The organism is Limosilactobacillus sp. (assembly GCF_022651205.1).
GTDB lineage: Bacteria > Bacillota > Bacilli > Lactobacillales > Lactobacillaceae > Limosilactobacillus.
This window is the reverse complement of record NZ_JALCQI010000027.1, coordinates 1-21,589: the sequence shown is the minus strand read 5'-3', so window position 1 is coordinate 21,589 and position 21,589 is coordinate 1. Positions and strand designations below refer to the sequence as shown.

Genomic DNA, 21,589 nt, shown 5'->3' with positions numbered 1-21,589 from the left:
GAAAGTCCGCACCAGCACCGGTACCATTTCGTAATTCGTCATCCGCAGCGTTTACCATTGCCTGCATTTCGCCGAGTTCGTTATCGTTAACAAATTTCTTTAAGCCTGTACGATCAAATGAAATATGAGCCATGATTCCAGTCCCCTTTTTATTAATTAGCATCTTTCTTTGATTTGAAAGTGCTTAACTATTCAACAGTTATTATGTTAGCGCTTTCTATTTTATATGTCAATCGGTTGACAGAAAATTATTTAGCTTTTTTGATGCCTAATTAATGCATCAATTTAAAAAATAAAGGCCGAACGCATCAGGACATCTAATTCCCGATTAATGCTCGGTCTATATTGTGCTATTTTGTATATACGTGAACGGCCGCTGGTTGCTTTCTTTCAGCATTATCATTAGCCTTCTTAAGGTCATATAAGTGTTTACCAATAAAGAGCATTGCAGCGATAATTAACATCATCACTCCATAGATCCGGAATGGTGCTGCCAAGCCTAACCCACTTAATGGTTGACTAAGGATGTGGTTAAACCATGCATCAGCCGTTGGTGAGAAGAAGGCACCAAAGTTAAAGCCGATTAGGACAAATGAGGTAATCTTTGTCTGCAATTTCATCGGTGCCATAAATGGCAGAATATTAAAGATTAATGGTGTTAGGACCTGCATTGGGAAGCCAACCAGGAGGATTCCAGCCGCAATAACCGGGAAGCTATTGCCACCGAAGCCAAACAAGAAGTTAGCAATTGCCAACAGGATCAATCCAATGTAAATTGTTCCAACATAGCCAAAATGCTTTTGCAGGACTCCATAGCAAGCCCCACCAAGCGTTGCCCCGATTAGCATCAATGACAGGTAGGTTCCTGTTCCGGTGAATGACTTACCGTTAATTGCAACGGCCAAGCCTGGGAAACGATCCTCCATCCCAATAAAGTCCATCTTAATCAGAAGAACGAATGCCAAAATGGCGATTACTAATGGGCTAATTTTAGTGACCGGTTCATTGGTAATCGGTGAGATCGTTTCGGTTGCCTGCTCCTTATCATCAGTTGTTTCATTGCTGTGAGTATCATTTGGTACCCGCCATGCAAAGAATGCCATTACGGCAAACGCAAGACCGTAAACCAAGAAGGCAGCGTGCCAACCAGCGTAAATCAATAGCAAGCTTGAAATCGTTAATGTGCAGGCATTTCCAATCTGTTCAAAGGCCGAACGCCATCCCTGCATACTTGTCCGTTCGTGTCCTTGATACCAAACGGAGATTAACGAAATTGCTTGTGAGTTGTAAAGACCATACCCAGCCCCAAGAAACAATCGTGAAATTAAAATCACCATGTAATTGCTGACAAACGAAGGAATCAGTCCAGCGACACCAACCATTGTGATCCCCGCCATAATAATGTGCTTATCAGAAATGTTAAACCAGTCCTGAAGTAGTGGTGAAAGAACCACGAAGAACATTACCGCAAAGGAAGGCGCGGTAACTAAATATTCAACTTGTGGCTGACTAACATTTAATGCCGATTTAATTTGTGGTAAGGCACTTTGAATTGCGTAGGCGCTCGTAACCATGAATGATGCGGACAAGAACGCAAGTTTAGTTACCATCGACTGACCGTGTTTCATAATAAAACAACCTCCAAACTTGCTAATATAAAGTAACGAATCTTTTATTCAAATTATTTTTCCTAACACCTTTATGGTAACCGGTAGTCACAAGTTAGTAAAGCGCTTACATTTAGTGATTAATTTCACTCTTTTCGCTTTTCCACCGGTTGCTTTCGGTATTTGCCACCTTTATTTTGGTAAGCGCTTACATTAGACCGATAGCTTAATTTACATTTTCTCTTCTCTCTGAGCACCCTTAATCGCAGTCAGCAATTGCTCTCAAACTAAAAAAGCCCAATTTTAGCGAAAAATAATTAAAATAATATTAGAATTAGCCATTTCAAGCCACATTGTTCAAACTTTAACTTGTGCTTATTAACAAAAAAGCATCCCACACTAAACTCACGGAATGCTTTACTCAATTTAATTTATGCTGTCGTGCTATTAATCATCCTCACGGGAAGAGTGACTGATTTAACGTCAGTCTTCCCATTAATCAATTGAAGAAGTAATTCAACGGCCTTCGTTGCCATTTCAGGAATTGGTTGTTGGATGGTTGTTAATTCCGGCGATAGCGTCCGGGTGATATTTGCACCATCGTAGCCAACTACCTTAAGATCATCAGGAACATGACGGTTAAATTCCTTACCAACCCGGATAATCAGACTTGCATTGGTATCGTTATCCGCAAAGATTCCATCAACTTCAGGGTGTTCCTGAAACATCTTGCGAAAGACTCGTTCCTTTTCTTCATCCGAAACATCAAAGGAAACGCTGTAGGTAATCGGCTTACGGTGATGCTTATTCATCAAGTCTTCGTAAGCTTGTTGCCGTAACTCGTTTGGCGATACTAGATTGATTGGGTAATTGGTATGGATGATATGCTTACAACCATCATTTAATAGTCGCTGAACGGCAAGTAATCCCCCTTGATAGTTGTCAGAAGAAACAACCGGAATTTGCTTCCCCACAAACCGTTCAATTGAAACAATCGGTCTCGTTGTTTTTTGATACTCAGAGATTCCCTGGTTATGGGAACCGACAATCAGCCCATCAACCTGGTGATTTAGCAGTAGCTTCAAATAATCTTGTTCCTTAGCCGGGTTATTCTGACTATTCCCCATTAATACCCGGTAACCCAACTGATCAAAGCGCTTTTCCAGTTCAGCTTCAAGCTCCGCAAAGAACGGGTTATCAACTGTAGGAAACACTAAGGCAACCAGGTTAGTCTTTTGTTTGAATAGCTGGCGAGCAATTACGTTTGGCCGGTAATTCAACTCATCCATCGCATCATGAACCTTTTTGATTGTCTTATCGCTTAAATATCCCCGATTATTCAGGACGCGTGAAACTGTAGTTTTTGAAACTCCCGCCAGTTTTGCCACGTCATCTAACTTGATCGTCTTTTTTTCTACCATAATTACTCCTCTTATTTGTCATTAAATATTATAGCATAAGGAAAATTCTCAAGCCCGTTAAACTAGCAACTACACTCTGGTAAACTGATCAGTTTAAAATGAAAAAGACACCTGCTCGAAGACAAGTGCCTCTTTATAATTACTAGTTCTCTTGTGCTTCTTCTTTAGCAGCACCGGCAGCATTAACCTTAGCTTCCATTCGAAGAATATGCCGTTCCTTAAAGACAAGGTAAACAAGCAGTAAGAACGCAGCACCGGCAGCAATGTAAATTGTAACCGATGAAGCACCCCAACCAAAGTGGTTAACTAATTGACCGATTAATGCAGTGGCTGCTGTTTCACCGAAGACATACTGGAAGAATCCCATAAATCCGGTTGATAACCCAACGGCATAGTTTGGTACGGCTTCATTAACCATTAGCCCAACTAGTGACAATGGTGCATAAATTAAGCTTCCCATGATAAAGAGAACGGCAACGATCACTGCATGACTGGTACTGGTGAAGTATGTAATTAAGCAAATAATCAAACAAATTACACAGATCAAACAAACTAACGAACGACGACCCTTCAACAGGTCAGAAATACCACCAAGAATAATTACCCCTGGAACAGCTGATAATTCAAAGATCCCGACTAACCACTTGGCCCAGTCAACACTAAAGCCTTTTGTTGGTAGATAACTTGGGATCCAGCTCATGATTCCGTAACGAACGATGTAAATTGACATTGACGTTAAGGTAACGGCCCAAACGACCTTGTTGCAAAGAATATCTTGGTAGAGAATTTGCCAGAAAGTTTTATTAGAAAGTTCTTGCGCAGTTGACTTACCATTTTCATCTAGTTCAACGTGGCCCGAATAAACTGCCATGTTAGGTAACCCTGCTGCTTCTGGCCGCTCTGAATTAATTAATAACATAATAGTGGCAATAATTGCTGATACTACAGAAGCGGTTAAGAAAACAGCTGGAAGTGAACCAGAGAAGAGGAAGGTCGCAATTTGAATACAAGCAACACAGGCAAATGCTCCGGCGTTATGTGCGGATGCCCAAACAGCAAAGACAACTCCCCGGTGCTTTTTAGCAAACCACAATGAAATTTCCCGCTGACAAGCAGGTGCCCCCATGGCTTGAGTAATCGAAATTAAAAGCATTAGGAATAAAATAAGGTAGAAGTTCTTGGTAAAAGCTAAAAAGGCATTAAAAATACAAGAAAGATAAAGCCCAAATGCCAGGAAGATTCGGGTATTTGACTTATCGGCTAGACCACCCATGAACAACTTGGCAACACCATAACCAATCCCAAATGTTGAAAGAATTAACCCGATTTGACCAATATCAAATCCGTATTCCTTCATCACTGGCTTTTGCTCGGTCGTAAAAATCAACCGAATGATGTAGTAAGCCAGATAGGTAAAACACGTTGCTAAAATAACCCCCGTTTGCTTGCGCCGGTAGACACTTGCTACCTTATCCTTTGGCACAAGGTTTTCTGCATCCGGAGATGGTTTCAAAAACTTAAACAAATGAAACACTCCCTTAAAAAGTAAAATAAGTAAACAATCAAGTGAAAATAAATCACAATAATATTGTAAGCGTTTTCTTGATAAATTTAAACAATTAATTTAAAATTTTACCCTTATTTAAGTTTCAACTGATAAGTCACTTACTGATAGCAATCATAAATTTGCCCTTGCAATTCAAATTCGCACCTTATATACTTAGTTACATAACTAACTAACCTAAATTGGGAGGAAATATCAAATGACTGCGAAACGAACCAGTAAGAAACAATCACGATGGCGAAAATTACTAGCAACCCGCCGACGCCGGTGGACAATGATTATTAGTATTCTTGTGATTCTTATTCTAGTCATTGTTGGTATCCAACATTCGAATGCTAAAAAAGATAAGTCACAATCTGAATATTCTACAATGAAAGTCACTGCCCAACCTAGTTTCAACCTTACCGGAAAAATCGAACCGGTAGAGACACAGGTGCTTACCTTACCATCAGGAAAGCTCCAAAACCTCAACGTTAAGAATGGTGACCATGTAGTTCAAGGGCAAGCCATCCTCACAATGCATAATGACGATCTCCAGAATCAGGTTGCTGAATTACAAAGTCAATTAACCCAATCTCAAGCTAGCTCATCAGACGACCAAAGTAGTAACGGTCCATCAATGCAACAACAATTGAAGAACGTTTCGGGAAAGGTCAACCAGACACTTGTAGCCCCCTACTCTGGATATGTATCTGTTGATCAGTCTAAAGAAAGTGCTCCAGTAGTAATTCTCTACTCTGATAATCTTCAGTTTGTGGGACAAGTTTCTGAATACGACTATGACAAGTTACACCAAAGCACTGACTTAAGGGTTAAGGCCTTAGCAACGAACCACGTGGCTAACACTCAAGTTAACTACCTAGCCACGATCCCAACAAAGGGTTCTGGTAACAATACCCGGTATGAAGTAACCGCAAGCGTTAATGCAAATAAATTCATGGCCGGCCAAACTGCTAAGGCATCAATTAAACAGGATGGTATTTTAATTCCAAAGAAAGCCGTTCGTAACGGAAAAGTATTTGTTGTTGGCACTGATGGCCACGCTCGTAAAACTAAGGTTAGCGGTCACGCCGTTAATAGTTCTTACGTTGTTTCAGATGGAATTGACGAGGGTGACCGGATTGTAATTAATCCGAATAGCAAGCTAAAGAATAACGCAAAGGTTGATTAACATGATCACACTGAAAAATATTAATAAATATTACCACCAAGGTAACCAACGTTTTCACGTTCTTCACGATATTAGTATTGAGATCGATCGGGGAGAATTAGTCGCTATCATTGGTGAATCCGGGTCAGGTAAATCAACTCTCATTAATATTATCGGCTTCCTGGATGATGATTTTGAGGGAACCTACTTTTATCAGGACCACCCAATTCATGACTACACACGGAAACAATTTTCCGGTCTCCGAAACCAGAACGTGGGCTTCGTTTTCCAAAATTTCAAATTGTTACGGGAATCAACGGTTGCGGATAACGTTGCTCTACCCTTGCTCTATGCAGGAAAGTCACGAAAAGAAATTGGTGCCCGGGTCTCAGAAGTGCTCAATCAAGTCGGTCTTGCTGGCTATGAACAACAACTACCCAAGAATATGTCTGGTGGGCAACAGCAGCGGGTCTCAATCGCCCGAGCAATTTCAACGCATCCTAAATTTTTGATTGCCGATGAACCAACCGGGGCCCTTGATAGCGAAACTAGTCAAGAAATCATGAACCTATTTAAATCCCTCAACCAGAATGAGGGCACGACGATCATTATGGTGACCCATGATCCTCACGTTGCCGAACAATGTGAGCGGGTCATTAAGATTATTGACGGTCGAGTAATCAGTGATAGTAAGGAGGGGGAAAAGCGTGCAGGTAATTGAATTATTTAAGACGGCGATTCAATCATTAAAGGCCAATAAAAAGCGGAGTTTTCTGACAATTATTGGGATTATGATTGGGATTGCGGCCGTGATTGCGATCCTCGGAATTGGGGACGGGATTACCCAGACGATGTATGACAAATTCGGCAATAATGCCAAGCAGGGTCAGCAAACAACCGAAATTGCTTTTTACCCTGATAACCTTACTTCTAGCACTTATGGTTTTACTCAAACTGAGGTTGACAACATCAAGACCCAGTTTGGCGGTGAAATCAAAAGAGTCCAGATCGAACGTGAAACGGATAACCTATCAACACAGGCCCAAATCGGTGACACCACCAAGAGAACCAATGTTAGTCTCTTAAAAAAGCCGACAAACAAAATTAGCTTGATTTCCGGAAAAAATTTCACCAAGAATAATTTAACAGCCGGCCAGGCGAGCGCCTTAATGAGTGATAAAGTAGCGAAGAAACAGTATGGAACGGCACAAAATGCGCTTGGAACAACGGTAACGGTTAATGATGTTACCTATAATATAATCGGTGTGTATAAGGCCCAGGGGCAGTACACGGGGGATGGAAATCAGAACCCATACGGTGCTGACATCCTAGTGCCGGATTCATTATATTATCATGGTGAAAGTGCCACCCAGGGGAACACCTTGAAGCTGACCCTTAGTCAAGGGGTCAATGCTAGTCATATTTCGCGAAAAGTTGCTAAGTATTTGAAGAAAAATGGCCCAGCACGGAATCAAGGAAGCTATGAGTACATTGATATGGAAAAAGCCCTGAAGCAGTTCTCCTCCGAAATGAGTATTATCACGACCTTCATTAGCTTTATCGCCGCAATTTCCTTATTTATCGCCGGAATTGGGGTAATGAACATGATGTATATCTCAGTTTCAGAACGAACCCAGGAAATTGGAATTCGTTTAGCAGTCGGGGCAACACCGTTTAACATTATGATGCAGTTCCTCGTTGAAGCAGTGATCCTAACTGTAACGGGAGGCCTGTTAGGCTTCATCGGTGGTGCTGGATTAGCACACCTGCTGGCACCGTTACTCTCAAACGCAATTGGTGGCGCTGGCATCCACATTCATGCCCACATCTCAATGAATGCCTTCTTGTTAGCTTTCGGGACATCAGCTGCCGTTGGTTTAATCTTCGGTATTCTCCCCGCCCGGCAAGCGGCTAATAAGAACTTAATTGATATTCTCAGATAAATCAAGAGAGTGGGACAGAACTAGCTTGACTAGTTCGTTGTCCCACCTCCGCAAGGATGGCTACGACGCGAAGCTAGCCTATAGGGGGTTGGTCAAATGCTGATTTATCAGCGTTTGAACTGCCAGCCAGCTACTGCGCTGTTGTATTATCATATTTAAAATAGTTAAGAGACTGGGTTAATTTCCAGTCTCTTTGATTACTTATTTTTTCTCTTAATCGCTAACAAGAAGTTATGAGTTAAAATTCTCTGAAAGTAGTTTGCAGGAACAGATTGGAGCAAGGTAGTCAGTAAGATTAATAATGACCCGACAATTGCTGCTCCGGTCAGCTTCGTACCTAACAAGGTTACCGCTAAGAGCGTTGCCACCAACGGTTCAAATGCACTTAAGATTCCCGTTGCTGATGGCGTAATGTAACGCATACTTTGCAAAAACATCGTATAGGAAAGCATCGTCCCAAAAACAACAATATACGCAACCAGGATCCAATCGTTAACACTTAATGACGGAACTGCGCTAACTATTATTTCTGGTAACATGCAGATTCCACCCAATAGCATTGCCAATCCACAGACCGCTAGCGAATCAAATTTTGTCAGGAGCGTCCGTGGTAACAATGTATATAAAGCAGCGGCAACAGCACACCAAATTCCCCAAAAGATTGCTCTAGGTGTCAATGCCAGTGTTCCCAAATGACCACCAGTAACCAAAAGGAAGGTCCCGACCAAAGCAATTAGAATTGAAATGCAATCAATCCGCCGTGGCCACTGTCTTTTCGAAAACGCTAACCAAACAATAATAATTACTGGCTGTAAATACTGAAGGACGGTTGCCGTCGGGGCATTACTGTAATTAACGGCCAAAAAGTACGTTAACTGCGAATTTAACATTCCAAATACCGCAAAGGCAATTAGCCAACTTAAGTAACGACGACTTTTGACAATCTGGCGAACTTGCATTGGTACCTTAATCAAACTAATTATTGTTAGAAAGAGGCCCGCTAGGAGTAACCGTACCGCTACCAGCCAGGTAGTATTTATTCCTGTTTGCGAGAACAAATACTGAGCAGCGGCTCCTGAGCCACCCCATAATGATGCTCCACCAGCCGCAAGTAAAATTCCTTTCATTTGTTTTGCCATTTACTCACCCGCCCCCGTTAATTATCAATAACTAAATTTAACACCGATCAACCATCCATGGTAGCTTTTTTGAGATCTAAATTTAAAAAATTAAGTTAAATCACCCTTATTAGAGCATAATTATGTAAGCGCTGACATAAACTAAGAATTCGTTAATAAATCCCCAATATTTTAAGAAATTTGCTTAGCAAAAGCTTATCCAATTATTATCATCACGGGCTGCAAAACATGTTACTATACTTATTGGAGGGGTTGTTGAATCCCGTTCGAATAAAACAAATTATGTTAAAAGGAGTTGTTCAATATGATGTCTATTATGAGTAATGTTATCGCTGTTGTAAGTTTTGTAGGGCTGATTATTGCGACAAGCGCCCACATAATGAATAATCGGGCATAAAGCAATTATTTTTACGTTTCATTATAAAAAATACGTCAGGAATTAATAGCAATTCCTGACGTATTTTTGATCACTTTTATATTAGGAATACCCCTATTCCACAAACAAGGCCGCAAAGAAAGCCAGCAACAACATCCCGTGGATAATGTGCCCCGCCTATGACCCGGGTAACTGCTAGAAGGACGGCCAGAACTAATAAGCACGTTCCATATAAAATAGAAGAACTCATTACACTCAATGCGATTACTGTCGCCGAGAAGACGTGCCTACTAGGCATTGATTTACCCTTCCCTTTTCGCGGAATCAATGGCCTGATCGACCATTCCTCATAAGGCCGTGGGCAATTGAGTTTTCGTCGTATCAGGGAAAGAAGGATGAAGCCCATCCCCGGAATGATGATAACGGGAAGGACCCCACTAAGCCCTCCGCCAAAGTATTTCCAAAGCAATAGGGTGGCGTATGCAATGTACATCACCCAAACAATCAGTTTATTTAAAATGCGCAGTCCGGTGGCTAACCATTGATAACGGAGGAAGGGCCTTGTTATTTGCTGGTAAAACTGCTGATAATCCTGTTGAAATTTCATAACTTCTATGGCAACGTATTTCCCGCAGCGAGGTATAAGTCATACCACTCCTGGTTGGTCAATGTGATGTCACTCCCTGCAGCACTATCCCGAATATGCTGTGGATTCATCGTCCCGATCAAGACCTGCATCTTTGCGGGGTGCTTTAAAATCCAGGCCACGGCAATCGCATTTTTACTAACATCATATTTGTCCGCTAGCTTATCTAATTCAGCATTTAATTCAGGGAACTTTTCGTTATTAATGAAGGTTCCGGCAAAGGTCCCATACTGGAATGGCGACCAGGTCTGAACAGTCATTTTCTTCAGGCGAAGGTAATCAAGAAGCCCCCCGTCATGGTTAACGGAGCCATCATCCGTCATATTCGTATGTAGTGGAAAATCAACCATCCCCGTATGTTTCAACCCAAATTGAAGCTGGTCAATTAGTAAACGTTGATCTACTGCTGACTGTAATAATTCTATTTGTTGCGGATTGAAATTGGAAACCCCAAAGTGACGAACCTTTCCTGCTGTTTGAAGGGTGTCAAATGCTTCAGCAACCTCTTCTGGCTCCATCAACGGATCAGGACGGTGAATTAATAGTGAGTCCAGGTAATCAATCTTCATCCGGCTAAGGATTCCGTCAACTGCCTTCAAAATATGATCTCTTGATGAATCATATCGCGTAATTTTGTTTTCCTGATTAGCAAACAGTCCGACTTTAGATTGGATAAAGAAATCCGAGCGAGCTAATCCACTTTGGGCAAACGCCTCGCCAAAGTGAATCTCTGATGATCCCCGTCCTAATTGAGGATCATTACCGTAAATATCCGCTGAATCAATAAAGTTAATCCCAACTTCATGAGCTGCCTTTAACGCATCAACGGCTTTAGAAACCTCTAAAGTTCCCATCCGCATTATTCCTAACGCAATGTTTGACGCTTGCCAGTTTGTATTACCAATTTTGATTGCTTTCATGCTGTTCACCCTTTCATCCTTTGTATTATCCTCATTTTACCCCAGGTCAATTTGATTCACCAACGTTATTGGATCTGGTTCACCATAAATAAATTCAACATTATAATTAAAATTGTCTAATAATTATTTGAATATTAAAACAGTTATGGTAGACTTAATATCAGGTAGCGATAACTACCTATCTTACTTACTCTGAAGAGATCAGGATTTCCCCTGGTCTCTTTGTTGTTTTAAAGCTGTTCTTCCTCAAGCTAACGACCTCCACCTCCGACGGCAAAACGCCGTTCGGTGGAGAAATCGTTAGCCACCGGAAGGTTTTAACGGCTTCACTCTCTCAAATCAATACTTTACCAATTCTGGTCGACAAAGGATGCTCTAAAATAAGGTCCATCCCCACGGCGGCCTTTTTCTTTTTTCCGAGGACTTCTTCCTTAACTGATTCCGGATTAATTCGCGCCGTCCCTAAATAAAAGAATTGTTTTCCTACTGCATCGCTTTGCTTTACAAAAAGGTGCAGTTTTACTTTCGGCTTGCCAGCGTTAACGCCAGCAAGTAACCGTTGAACTTCGGCTGAAGTGATATGTCGTGGCGAACGAGTATACCACCGTAGTGATTGGCCATCCTGAAACTGGTTATTATAAACTGCATTTCGCTGCTTAGATGACTGTTTTTGATAGGTGACAAAGATTGGGCACTCGTTCTCGGTCACTCGGTAACCATACAACGGCGCACTAACATCAAGTGGCCAATTTAATAGCCGACAAACATCCTTCCGGTCATACTGTTGGTAAAGAGTAAATTGCTGCTTCTGATCGTATTGCTTACTCAATGCTAATCCGGTTCTAATTACATCATCAAAGAGCTGCTGAAAGCTGGTATTCTGCTTTAATAACTCCCTAATTGCCGAATTAAGTTGATACTTCTCACCATCAAATTCAACCAGTGGTCGCTCACCATACTGGTGCTTCTTTGTTTGCTTTCCCGCCTTAACATCGAAGAAGCTTAGACTAAGAACATCCCTTACCGATTGTAGAACTTCATCATTAACGTAACACCCTTGCTGATGCAAGTCATCAACCAGCTGCTTACTAGTTACGACATTCTTTCTCAACTGCGAAAGTAAGACCAATTCGTGGGCGCGTTTGCCATTAAGGAGCTCCTTAGTAAGAAACGACAGGACCTGGTTACCATATTGTCCTAATTCAATCTTCTCACCCATTTTGTTCAAGAACGTTCCATAGTTTTCAAGAAGCGGATTCCGGGCAAACACAACTGGCGATACTGACCCATGTTGAAGAAAATCGAATAATAGCGGTGACCGACCAAGGCGCTGCTGTAATTCACGATAGGCACGACGAAGCTCAACCATTGAATCAAGCTTGGTTTGTTCTAATGATGCCAAGATATGCTCACTCGCAACTTGAGTAAAGTTAATTGTCGACACCCCAATGTTCTGGGGTAACCGAACCTCTCGCCGTGCCCGGTCTTGATCGCGACTAGTATCATCATTCAATGCCAACGGAATCATGTAATTATGCTTATAGTTCCCGATGAAATCAATTACGGTTACAAAGTCCTTCCCCGGATACTTTCGTAATCCCCGCCCTAACTGTTGAAGAAAAACAATTCGTGATTGGGTATTCCGTAGCATCACAATCTGGTTTAACGACGGAATGTCAACTCCCTCATTGAATAAGTCAACCGTAACAAGATATTCTACTTCGCCATTTTCTAAGCGCTGAACTGCCAATTGCCGTTTCTGGTTACTATCCTGATTCGTTAATGCGATTGCAGGATGCCCGGCAGCAGTAAACTGTTCAGCCAAATCATAGGCTTCTTCCTGCCGACTGCAAAAGACCAAGCCCCTTGGTTGTGAACCACAATAGCCGTAATATTCTAGCTGCTTTAAGACATACTTGACCCGTTCTTTAGCAACCAGCTTATTTAAGCTTGTTGTCTCATTGATGATCTCCCCATTTGCCTCATAGTCCTGAACGCCAACATAGTGGAACGGTACCAGCATCTTAGCATGGAGCGCATCACGAAGGTGAATTTCGTAGGCAATGTGATAATCGAATAATCGGTAAACATCTTGGTTATCCATTCGGTCGGGAGTAGCTGTCATCCCTAGCCAAAAATCCGGCTTAAAATGAGCCATCAACCGTTGATAACTCGGCGCGGCTGCCCTATGTGCTTCATCAATCAGAATATAGTCGAACATCTGTGGAGATAGTTGCTCCAGAACCCCCTCTTGACTAATCGTTTGCACCGTTGCAAACAAGTAGCGGGGTGAAAAGTCATGGTGTTGACCACTAATTAGCCCAAAGTCACTTTGCGGGCCACCAATCACTCGCCGGAAGCTTTGCATCGTTTTTCGTGCAATCTGTTCACGGTGAACAACATAAAGAAACTTCCGTGGGCAATCATGCTTTACAGCAAACGCTCCTAAGTAGGTCTTCCCAGTTCCTGTAGCTGAAATCACTAATCCACGATGCGCATCCTGATCTCTCAAGCCCTGAAGTTCTCTTAATGCCGCTTGTTGCATTTGATTAGGAATAATTTTTTGTTTTCTTTCCCGTAGAGTGGTTTTCGTTTGTGGTTCCTGCCATTCTCGAGCATATTCAGCAACCCACTTTGCTGTTAACTGTTGGCTATTTTTCTTAAGAACTGTTAATTCTTTCTCAATTTGGGTAAGTAATGATGCATTCTGCGTTGAAGCAACCTTGAACATTGCTTCGTAATTCTGCAATAATGCGGACCGCGTGAAATTTGCACTGCCAATCAAAGCCGTTGTATAGTCATCATGGGTAAAAAAGTAGCCCTTAGCATGAAAGCCGCTAACCTCCGTAAGCAAAACTTCAAGGTTAGGAATCTTGAGGAGTTCTTGAAACATCTGCGGTGAATTAAAGCCCAAATAATCACTTGTTATCAGGGTCCCCTTAATTTCCTGGCGATTAAGGTCAGCCAGAACGACTTTCAACGGTGTCAACATGTCACTAGTAATAAAAGCAACCGCCCAGGTAAATGATTTACAGGTCATTAATTCGTGACGAAGAGTCTCCCAGATGGTTTCGTCATTATTATTTACCAATTCTGGTGTAAACAACTGGTTACCTTGGTAGCGACGGTCATAAAGGCCGTTTAAAATTGCATTCTTGATTGTTACTTTTTCTGTCATTGTTGCCTTCCCTTTACCTGTTAGAGACACTATATACTCCATTTCAACCAATAATTTATCATAAGACGCAAAGGAGAACCACTAAATGAAACAAGCATACTTAATCCATGGAACATCGACTAGGGATGACGACTGGTTTCCCTGGTTAGAAAAAGCTGCTCAACCTGACTTTGCTATTGATCGATTGTGGTTACCAGATCCATTTAACCCCAATAAGGATGAATGGCAACAAGCAATTGATGAGCAGATTAAACCAGCTGATGAAATAACCTTAATTAGCCACAGCCTTGGCGGAATTGCTGCTCTCCGTTATGTTGAACAGCATTCAATTATAAAGGCAAACCTCCTTCTTGTAGGAGTATTTGACAAGCCACTCCCCGCCTACCCTCAGTTAGACACGTTTATGGATCCTCAGCCGAACTACCAACAAATCACTCCCAAAATTGGTAAGGCAACAATCATTACCGCTAAAGACGATCCAATTGCGCCATATCAAAACGCGATCGAAATTGCCCACAAACTTAACGCTAAGTTAATTGTACAAGAACATGGTGGTCACTTTCTTAGTAGTGACGGCTATACCGAATTCCCACTAGCACTTAAAGAGCTCCGACGGATTAGTTCTTCTCATTAAGCAAAAAAGAACGGTGAATCAAGTAAAGTAATCATACTTTAACTTTGATTCCCGTTCTTTTTGATCTGTTCAGAGATTCTTTTCTGATTATTGCTTATCTGCTAACCTCTTAGCAACACGGTTCTTCCGCTTCTTATTTAATGAAGCACCGGTAGCAAGGGCAGCACCTGCAGCAACAACTGTCATTGCAGTAAGACTATCCTTGTTAACCTTTGGTTGCTTCTTTGCTTCTGCCTTAGTGTTGCTTGATGGTAACTTAATTTGACCACTCTTAATAGCAGCTTCAAGTTTAGCATTAATCATGCTGCTGTTCCGAAGTTGACGAGTATATCCTTCAAATGGAGCAGATGGAATACTTGCGGCTTCTTGTTGTTGATCATAGTAGTTATCGTATGGATCATCGAAGCCAGCCATCATGTTGTCGTTAGCTGCATGAGCGTTCCGTGCAGCAATTTGAGCGGCAATTTCACTCTTGATTGAAGATTCTTCGGAAGCCCGATTCAAGGCACTAGGGTTTTGAACCTTATTCGTAAGCACTTGTTGAGCAGGTTGGGTGTTCTCAACATTAAGAACAGTTTCTTCCTGATCTGCAGCCTGTGAGGTCTCATTTTCAGCTGCACTAGTAGTGTTTTCTTGACTTTGACTAGTAGCAGACGTGCTTGCTTCTGAAGATGCAGTAGCTTCATGGTTCTCAGTTGTCGTTTCATGAGCAACTGGTGTTTCAGGAACTGCTGGGTGACTCAAAGCATCCAATGTGATTTGAGCACGTTTCAATGCACTTTGAAGATCAGTTAGCTTTTCTTGGGCCTTGGTTAAATCACCATTGGCTTGATCGAGGTTAGCTTGATCCTTGCTCAAAGTTCCCTTAAGTTGCGTTAACTTACCAGTTTCAACTTGAACCTTCAATTGAGCAGACTGCAATGCTGACTTAGCCTTCTTCACGGCTACGTCATTTTGAACGGCATCGGACTTCTTAGCGTTTGCAAGAGTAGCTTGGTAAATAGTCTTTTGCTGGTTAGCCTTAGCCACTAATTCTTGTAACTTAGCTTGGCTATCGTTGTAGGTCTGTGTATCATCAGACAACTTTTGTTGAGCAGTAGCAACAGCTTGCTTTGCTTCATTAATTGCCTTTTCATACTTACTCTGTGGTGAAACCGCAGCAAGTGAGGCACCGAAAACCCGTGCAACACGCATCTGGTCATTCATTTGAGCGTATTCGGTCTTCTTATTTTGTAGTTCACCCTGTGCCTTTTGGAGTTCAGCTTGCTTTGCTTGAACGGTTTGTTGTAACTGTTGAAGCTTAGTATTAGCATTTTGAACTGCCGTATTGCTTTCACTTTGACTGTTCTTAGAAGCAGCTAACTTTTGTTGTGCAGCATCCAGATTTGCTTGAGCTTGTGCTAATTGATGAGCTTGTTCTTGAACATTCCCGTTAATTGCGCTTAACTCTGCTTGTGTCTGTTCCAGCTTTGCCTGGAGCTTACTAATGTTTTCGTTTGCCAAGTTAACAGCTGCTTGAGCATTAGCTAAGATTGCTTTTTGCTTTGAAGTTTCACTGGCCGCTGTTTGTTGAGCAGTAGCAGCATTATCAACTGCAGTTTGAGCAGTTGCCAAGTTAGCTTGGGCAGTAATAATACCGCCTTGAGCTGCATTTGCCGCATTCTTAGCGGTGGTTACAGAAGCTTCCTTTTGCATGTATTCATTATGAGCTTGGTTAATCTTAGTTGCACTAATGTTTTCTGGAGTGGTTGCGTTTTGAGCAAGCTTGTCCTTCATTGCTTGACTAGACTGACCATCATCAAAGAAGTTGTAGTGAACCCAGCCATCCTTGTCGATAGTAACGGTCATGTATTGAGTACCATTATCATCAAAGGAAATTCCGTTCATTCCCTTTGGATCGTTCAAGAATGCTTCGGTGTGTCCACCAAAGCCAAGGTGAAGTTTGTCCCCATCATTAGTTTCAACATCTTGATAGATCATGGCCAAAATTCCGGCATAAATACTCTTCTTTACTTGAGCCATTGTCATTGCTTGCTTAATCTGAACCGCAGTAGGATCAAGCAATAGTCCAGTTGAAAGGTTTTCACCAACGAAGCCAGTCGTTAAGCCAGCATTATTAGCTGCCTCAATCATCCCTGCTTCATTGTGTGGTGAACCAGTTGGGTTATTACTCTTATTCCAACCGCTATTATTGTAAGCACCATCAATAACCTTGTTTCCGAGTTGGGTCGCATATGGTGATACCTTAACTTTTCCATAGCTGTGAGCAGCACCAGCTGGTGTTGATTGGAAGCTTTCACGGAAGGCATTGATAACTTGAGCAGCGAACTCAGTAACATCGGCTTGTTGTTCAGCCGTCATGTTCCGTGGATTAACGGTTTCGTTATTATCCTTTTCGGTAGCTTGGTAATCTACTTGTAATATAGGAATCCAAGTCTTACCGCCATCCTTAGAGGTCCAACCTGCTCCCATCAGTCCCTTAGTAGGATCAGCACCATTAAGCTTCAACCCTTCAAGACAGTCAGCCTTAATTTGAGCACCATTGTAACGCTTTCCGTTAAGGTAGTTCTCGTATTGTTGAACAATATCTGTTGGTGTCTTGATTGTTGGAACACCGTTATTATTCTTGTAATTGTTGTATGCTTCAAGGGCATTTAGTGCGGCTTCCTTAGCATCAGCAACCTTTTGTTGAGCAGCTTGAGCATTAGCCTTGGCGGTAGTAACAGCTTGTTGAGCATTACTCAAAGCGGCCTTAGTCTGACTAACCTTTTCTTCAGCTGCTTTTTGAGCTGCAGTAGCATGATCAAAGTTCTGCTGAGCAGATTCAAGCATTTGCTGAGCGCTTTGGGCAGCTTGCTTATCATTAGCCAGTTGTTGTTGCAATTGAGAAATCGTTGATTGCAACTAGGCAGTAGCAGCAACATTGTCACCGCTTCCTCTGTTCTTCAATGCTTCTAACTGTTGTTGAGCATTAGTAACTGCCGCAGCATCCTTAGCTACTTGTTGAGCAGCTTGTGATGCAACTTGTTGAGCAGTGGTAACAGCGTTCTGTTGAGCCTGAACAGCTGTTTGAGCATTTGTTACAGCTTGTGATGCAGCATCAACTGACTTCTGTTGATCAGCAACTGCCTTTTGAGCGTTCTCTAATGCAAAGTTAATTGCAGAAGTAGCAGCAGCTTCCGAAGCAGCCTTATAGTCACTTAGACGAGCTTCAGCTTGAGATTGTAATGATGTTGCAGAATTAACTGCTTCCTGATCATTCTTAACCTGAGCACTGTTATTGTTAACAACCTTTTGCTGATCAGCAACTGCGTTAGAAGCAGATTGAACAGCAGATGCTGCGGATTGAACATTACTTTGCTTTTGAGCTGCACTTGTTATAGCAGTCTCAACGGCAACGCTTGCTGAATTAGCTTCCTCAGCAGCACTATTAACAGCACCTTGTTGGGCAGAAACTGCAGCTTGATCAGCTTTTACAGTATTCTGAGCGCTATTAACCTTTTGAACACCAGAGTTTACCGTTTGTTGCTGCGTATTAACCTGTTGTTGGGTAGTATTAACACGCTGTTGAGCAGCTTGCTGTGGCGTTTGTGGGTTAACATTGATTTCATTGTTCTTTGTGGACTGCTGCACAGTATCGGCATGTGCATTCAAGGTAGAGGCTCCAAGAAGAGTGGCACCAGTAACTGCCATCGTTCCGACGAGCACCTTATCACTTATCCTTTTCTTATTTTTCACGATACCAACTTCCTCCATAATAATCGTTAGATACTATTATTATTGTAGTCGGAATAAATTTATTTATCAATTACTTTTCATTTTCTATATTAATCAGTTGAAAGATAATCGCTATTAGTTAATTCAAATCACTATTATCAAAGCTAATTAGTTGCTATAGTAGCATACCTGGTAGTATTTCAATTGATAAATAATCAGTGATATATTATTTAATTTTCCCTTTAAATTTTCTTTTTGCTTTCACGGTGGTTCTATGAATTTTTCTTCATTTGTTGACCTTATTTACCTTAATTACAGTATTTTTTAGTTCTCAAACTGACAAGCTAAAATAGAATATTATCCAGATAATGTTTAATAAATGCCGTGAACTATTTATCAATTGCTATAACTGTCATTTAAAATCAACAATTATTTTTTGGATATTAAAAACCATCAGAAGGCACTAATCATGCTCTTCCAATGGTTACATCCTATAATTGATATTCCATTACCTTTGCTTTTTGATCACCAATATCATCATAGTGAATCACTAGCTCTTGAACGGTTTGAAAACCAGCTCGTAAATAAAGCCTTTCCGAAGGGAGGTTACCAGCTAAAACGTCCAGGTGAATCACCTTTTTTCCTTCTTGCTTTGCCACATTGAAAAGTCCATCAATGAGTTGACGAGAAATTCCCGTTCGCCGGTAAGCTGGATGAACCGTAATCAAGTGGAAAACACCAATTTCCTGATTAGCTGCCTTAATCGGCCAATCCACATCTGGGTATTCTTCTCCAGTCGTCATCACTCCACCAGCCACAATCTGGTTGTCCTTAATTCCAATCACCACTGTCGACTGTTGGATAAAATTGCGAAGCCCATCAATACTTGGGTATTCTCCCCATGTCCAATCAGCGCCATATTGATCTTGAGATTGGTGTTCACAGACTGTGTGATATAAATCCACAACCCCATCAAGATCTGCTAACTGGGCAACTCTGATTTGATCTAGGTTCATTTTAGAATCCCCCTTTGTATGCAATTGTTAAAAACGCTTATTTAGTTTAATCACACCAAGCGAAGCAATCATTCCAATCAAGGTTAATCCTGCGGTTACCAATAGTGTTTCACCATAACTCCCCGTTTGTGGTAAGAACTGTTGCGAATTCTTCTTAACTTCCCGCTTGGTAAACTTTTGTTGGTTATTAAGAACCTCTACAGAATTATCGTACTCACTTTGAGCATTGACGTTTTGCAAGTTAGAAATACCGTAAACGGGAGTAGTGGTTTTCACTTGACCACGATCCGTTGTCTCCGAATGCTGGGTCTTATAATCATTTAGGAAAATAAATTGCTGGTTATTCTCAAACAACTTACCAAGCTCAAGGAGTAAGAAGTCGGTCCCCTGTGCTCCCTCTAATTGAATTCCAAGTGGAAGGCCCGTAGCGCTAACGTAGGTTGGTAAGCTTAATGCCGGTTCTCCTGCGATGTTTGCTAACTGGGTAAATGGTGTTTTGCTTAACCCGTGAAGCCATGAATTATAAATTAATTGCATCTGCTGGTCAAAAGGTAACTCCTTAATCTTCAGCATCTTGGTGACGAATTCTGGCAAGTATGCCGGATCGCTGTTTAATGGTGCTACTGTTGCCGTTGTTGGTGTTAAGTAAATCGGGTACTGCTTATGAAAAACCGTCATTTGTTGATGAACTAGCTTTAACTCATCATTAAAAGTTTGACTAACATTCTTTGGCGCCTTCTTACTTGCTTCATATAACGCATACGTCATTGGGCTAACGACACCATTAGTAACATCAGCAGCGGTTAAGTGTCGATGAAGTTTTTGTTGAGCAATAAAATCAGCTACTGAGCCGTCATCCAAAGCTCCCAGGTAATAAGCCTGCATCATTTTGACGCCATCTACTGGGCTATTCTGTTCAACAACGTCAAACCCCTGAGCACGCAAAAATTTTACCGCGTTAAGAACTGCATTTTTTGCATCCTGACTTACCGGGGTCCCAACCGGTGAAGTAAGTGAATAAGCAATCTTAACCTTCTTCAAATTTTTAGGTACCGGTTGAAGAAGCTTCTTAGCGTGATCTTGATCCATCAAACCTCGTAATAAGGTTACGGTATCATCGATCCTCTGTGTATCGGCGAAGTTCACCACTGATGGTTTTAGTGAATCACCAACAATTAATCCCTGGGTAGGTTTAAGACCAATCACACCTGACCATGAAGCAGGAATTCTTAGTGAACCACCAGCATCATTTCCTGTAGCGATTGGCACAATCCCCGCAGCAACACTCGCCGTGGCGCCACCAGATGAACCACCAGTGTTATGGTCAAGGTTCCACGGATTATGAGCAATTCCATTTAAGTTAGATACTGTAATGTTGATTAACCCTAATTCTGGGAAATTCGTTTCACCAAGAATAATAAATCCCATTTCTTGGAGTTTCTTAACAAAGGCATTCGTGTAGTGATACGTACTGCCCTTTAAATAAGGTAGACCATCAGTATTTGGATAACCCTTAAATGCCTGACCGAGTCCTTTAATTAAAATTGGCACACCATAAAATGGCTTCCCCGACTTACTTTCACTTTCCAGCTTTTTCAATTGTTGTTGAGCATTAGAAGGGTCAACGTAAATCACATTATTCAACTTTCCATTAGTTTGATCAATCTTTTGGTAAGTATGGTTAATTAAATCTTGGTCGTTAACGTTACCTTTTTTGATATTTTGAGCAATTTCTCCTGCCGACTGTTCAGTTGATTCCTGGATATAACCAGTTTGACTATTAGCATCCTGCTCAGCCACTTTTATTTGTTGATTTTCTTCAGTTGAGGACTGGGGCAGCGATGACTGTGAATCTTCTTTAGAAGTGGTTGTTGATGACTGTGACTTATTTTCGGTTGATTGTATTTCGGTACTATTACCATTGGCAGCATCGTGATTATCAGCAAACGTTGGTGTGGCAATGCTTAAATTTCCCAATAGCAATATTCCCGCCGCTATTGTGCTAACTAGCTTTGAATGGTGACTTCTCATATACTTAGACCTCCCACCGTCTAATATGGTTCAAGTATAATACTTATGAAATCGATTTCAAATAATCATTTTAAACAACAAAAAAACCGATTCAGACTTAACTGAACCGGTTCCTTAATTGCGTGGCAACGTCCTATCCTCGCAGGGAGCGATCCCCCAACTACTTTTGGCGTGTTGAAGCTTAACTTCTGTGTTCGGCATGGGAACAGGTGTATCCTTCAAGCCATCATCACCACACTTACCCTCC

At 41.6% G+C, this 21,589-nt stretch carries 15 protein-coding genes and 1 rRNA gene; 4 read left to right on the top strand and 12 right to left on the bottom strand.

Annotation, left to right across the window (positions count from 1 at the left end; genetic code table 11):
- Positions 1–350: 350 nt before the first annotated feature.
- The 3 genes from LKJ51_RS06160 to LKJ51_RS06150 all read right to left on the bottom strand — a co-directional run bounded on the left by LKJ51_RS06160 (position 351) and on the right by LKJ51_RS06150 (position 4,553).
- Entirely contained in the window at positions 351–1,628 is a 1,278-nt protein-coding gene (locus tag LKJ51_RS06160; protein ID WP_291979505.1) for an MFS transporter, read from the bottom strand.
- Positions 1,629–2,038: 410 nt separating this feature from the next.
- Positions 2,039–3,028 carry a LacI family DNA-binding transcriptional regulator gene (locus LKJ51_RS06155; RefSeq protein ID WP_291979506.1) on the bottom strand — a complete coding sequence of 330 codons (990 nt, stop codon included), beginning with the start codon at positions 3,026–3,028 and terminating at the stop codon, positions 2,039–2,041.
- Between the two features lie 142 nt (positions 3,029–3,170).
- Positions 3,171–4,553 (bottom strand): MFS transporter, encoded by a 1,383-nt coding sequence (locus LKJ51_RS06150; RefSeq protein WP_291979507.1) that lies wholly within the window; start codon positions 4,551–4,553, stop codon positions 3,171–3,173.
- A gap of 238 nt (positions 4,554–4,791) precedes the next feature.
- Between LKJ51_RS06150 and LKJ51_RS06145 the strand changes: the two genes are divergently transcribed.
- From LKJ51_RS06145 to LKJ51_RS06135, 3 genes are read left to right on the top strand one after another with little or no spacing between them, the layout of a single operon-like run.
- Positions 4,792–5,763, top strand: coding sequence for an efflux RND transporter periplasmic adaptor subunit (locus LKJ51_RS06145; protein WP_291979508.1), 972 nt, complete (start codon positions 4,792–4,794; stop codon positions 5,761–5,763).
- A 1-nt stretch (position 5,764) separates the two neighbouring features.
- Positions 5,765–6,463 carry an ABC transporter ATP-binding protein gene (locus tag LKJ51_RS06140; RefSeq protein WP_291979509.1) on the top strand — a complete coding sequence of 233 codons (699 nt, stop codon included), beginning with the start codon at positions 5,765–5,767 and terminating at the stop codon, positions 6,461–6,463.
- Positions 6,450–7,685 (top strand): ABC transporter permease, encoded by a 1,236-nt coding sequence (locus LKJ51_RS06135; protein ID WP_291979510.1) that lies wholly within the window; start codon positions 6,450–6,452, stop codon positions 7,683–7,685. The genes LKJ51_RS06140 and LKJ51_RS06135 overlap by 14 nt, the downstream gene beginning before the upstream one ends.
- A gap of 197 nt (positions 7,686–7,882) precedes the next feature.
- Here LKJ51_RS06135 and LKJ51_RS06130 read toward each other — a convergent pair whose 3' ends face one another.
- The 4 genes from LKJ51_RS06130 to LKJ51_RS06115 form a co-directional block, all read right to left on the bottom strand.
- Positions 7,883–8,824, bottom strand: a complete 942-nt coding sequence (locus LKJ51_RS06130; RefSeq protein ID WP_291979511.1) for a DMT family transporter — start codon at positions 8,822–8,824, stop codon at positions 7,883–7,885.
- 473 nt (positions 8,825–9,297) lie between these two features.
- Positions 9,298–9,807 (bottom strand): phosphatase PAP2 family protein, encoded by a 510-nt coding sequence (locus tag LKJ51_RS06125; protein WP_291979512.1) that lies wholly within the window; start codon positions 9,805–9,807, stop codon positions 9,298–9,300.
- A 5-nt stretch (positions 9,808–9,812) separates the two neighbouring features.
- Positions 9,813–10,766, bottom strand: coding sequence for an aldo/keto reductase (locus tag LKJ51_RS06120; RefSeq protein WP_291979513.1), 954 nt, complete (start codon positions 10,764–10,766; stop codon positions 9,813–9,815).
- Positions 10,767–11,100: 334 nt separating this feature from the next.
- On the bottom strand, positions 11,101–13,944 hold the full coding sequence (locus LKJ51_RS06115) for a DEAD/DEAH box helicase (RefSeq protein WP_291979514.1): 2,844 nt from the start codon (positions 13,942–13,944) through the stop codon (positions 11,101–11,103).
- An 85-nt stretch (positions 13,945–14,029) separates the two neighbouring features.
- On the opposite strand from LKJ51_RS06115, the gene LKJ51_RS06110 reads away from it, so the two are divergent.
- Entirely contained in the window at positions 14,030–14,578 is a 549-nt protein-coding gene (locus tag LKJ51_RS06110; RefSeq protein WP_291979516.1) for an RBBP9/YdeN family alpha/beta hydrolase, read from the top strand.
- Positions 14,579–14,665: 87 nt separating this feature from the next.
- On the opposite strand, the gene LKJ51_RS06105 is transcribed toward LKJ51_RS06110, so the two are convergent.
- The 5 genes from LKJ51_RS06105 to rrf all read right to left on the bottom strand — a co-directional run bounded on the left by LKJ51_RS06105 (position 14,666) and on the right by rrf (position 21,579).
- Positions 14,666–17,482: an SEC10/PgrA surface exclusion domain-containing protein gene (locus LKJ51_RS06105; RefSeq protein ID WP_291980175.1), complete on the bottom strand. Its 2,817-nt coding sequence runs from the start codon at positions 17,480–17,482 to the stop codon at positions 14,666–14,668.
- Positions 17,483–18,316, bottom strand: a complete 834-nt coding sequence (locus LKJ51_RS06100; RefSeq protein WP_291979518.1) for a hypothetical protein — start codon at positions 18,314–18,316, stop codon at positions 17,483–17,485.
- A gap of 470 nt (positions 18,317–18,786) precedes the next feature.
- Positions 18,787–19,311, bottom strand: coding sequence for a GNAT family N-acetyltransferase (locus LKJ51_RS06095; RefSeq protein WP_291979519.1), 525 nt, complete (start codon positions 19,309–19,311; stop codon positions 18,787–18,789).
- Between the two features lie 27 nt (positions 19,312–19,338).
- Positions 19,339–21,342 carry an amidase family protein gene (locus LKJ51_RS06090; protein WP_291979520.1) on the bottom strand — a complete coding sequence of 668 codons (2,004 nt, stop codon included), beginning with the start codon at positions 21,340–21,342 and terminating at the stop codon, positions 19,339–19,341.
- 120 nt (positions 21,343–21,462) lie between these two features.
- A 5S ribosomal RNA gene (gene rrf / locus LKJ51_RS06085) occupies positions 21,463–21,579 on the bottom strand.
- Between the last annotated feature and the right edge of the window lie 10 nt (positions 21,580–21,589).

Bases quoted from the DNA above. Each gene is read 5' to 3' on its own strand.
- LKJ51_RS06160 (WP_291979505.1), bottom strand. From the start codon at position 1,628: ATGAAACACGGTCAGTCGATGGTAACTAAACTTGCGTTCTTGTCCGCA.
- LKJ51_RS06155 (WP_291979506.1), bottom strand. From the start codon at position 3,028: ATGGTAGAAAAAAAGACGATCAAGTTAGATGACGTGGCAAAACTGGCG.
- LKJ51_RS06145 (WP_291979508.1), top strand. From the start codon at position 4,792: ATGACTGCGAAACGAACCAGTAAGAAACAATCACGATGGCGAAAATTA.
- LKJ51_RS06140 (WP_291979509.1), top strand. From the start codon at position 5,765: ATGATCACACTGAAAAATATTAATAAATATTACCACCAAGGTAACCAA.
- LKJ51_RS06130 (WP_291979511.1), bottom strand. From the start codon at position 8,824: ATGGCAAAACAAATGAAAGGAATTTTACTTGCGGCTGGTGGAGCATCA.
- LKJ51_RS06125 (WP_291979512.1), bottom strand. From the start codon at position 9,807: ATGAAATTTCAACAGGATTATCAGCAGTTTTACCAGCAAATAACAAGG.
- LKJ51_RS06120 (WP_291979513.1), bottom strand. From the start codon at position 10,766: ATGAAAGCAATCAAAATTGGTAATACAAACTGGCAAGCGTCAAACATT.
- LKJ51_RS06115 (WP_291979514.1), bottom strand. From the start codon at position 13,944: ATGACAGAAAAAGTAACAATCAAGAATGCAATTTTAAACGGCCTTTAT.
- LKJ51_RS06110 (WP_291979516.1), top strand. From the start codon at position 14,030: ATGAAACAAGCATACTTAATCCATGGAACATCGACTAGGGATGACGAC.
- LKJ51_RS06095 (WP_291979519.1), bottom strand. From the start codon at position 19,311: ATGAACCTAGATCAAATCAGAGTTGCCCAGTTAGCAGATCTTGATGGG.
- LKJ51_RS06090 (WP_291979520.1), bottom strand. From the start codon at position 21,342: ATGAGAAGTCACCATTCAAAGCTAGTTAGCACAATAGCGGCGGGAATA.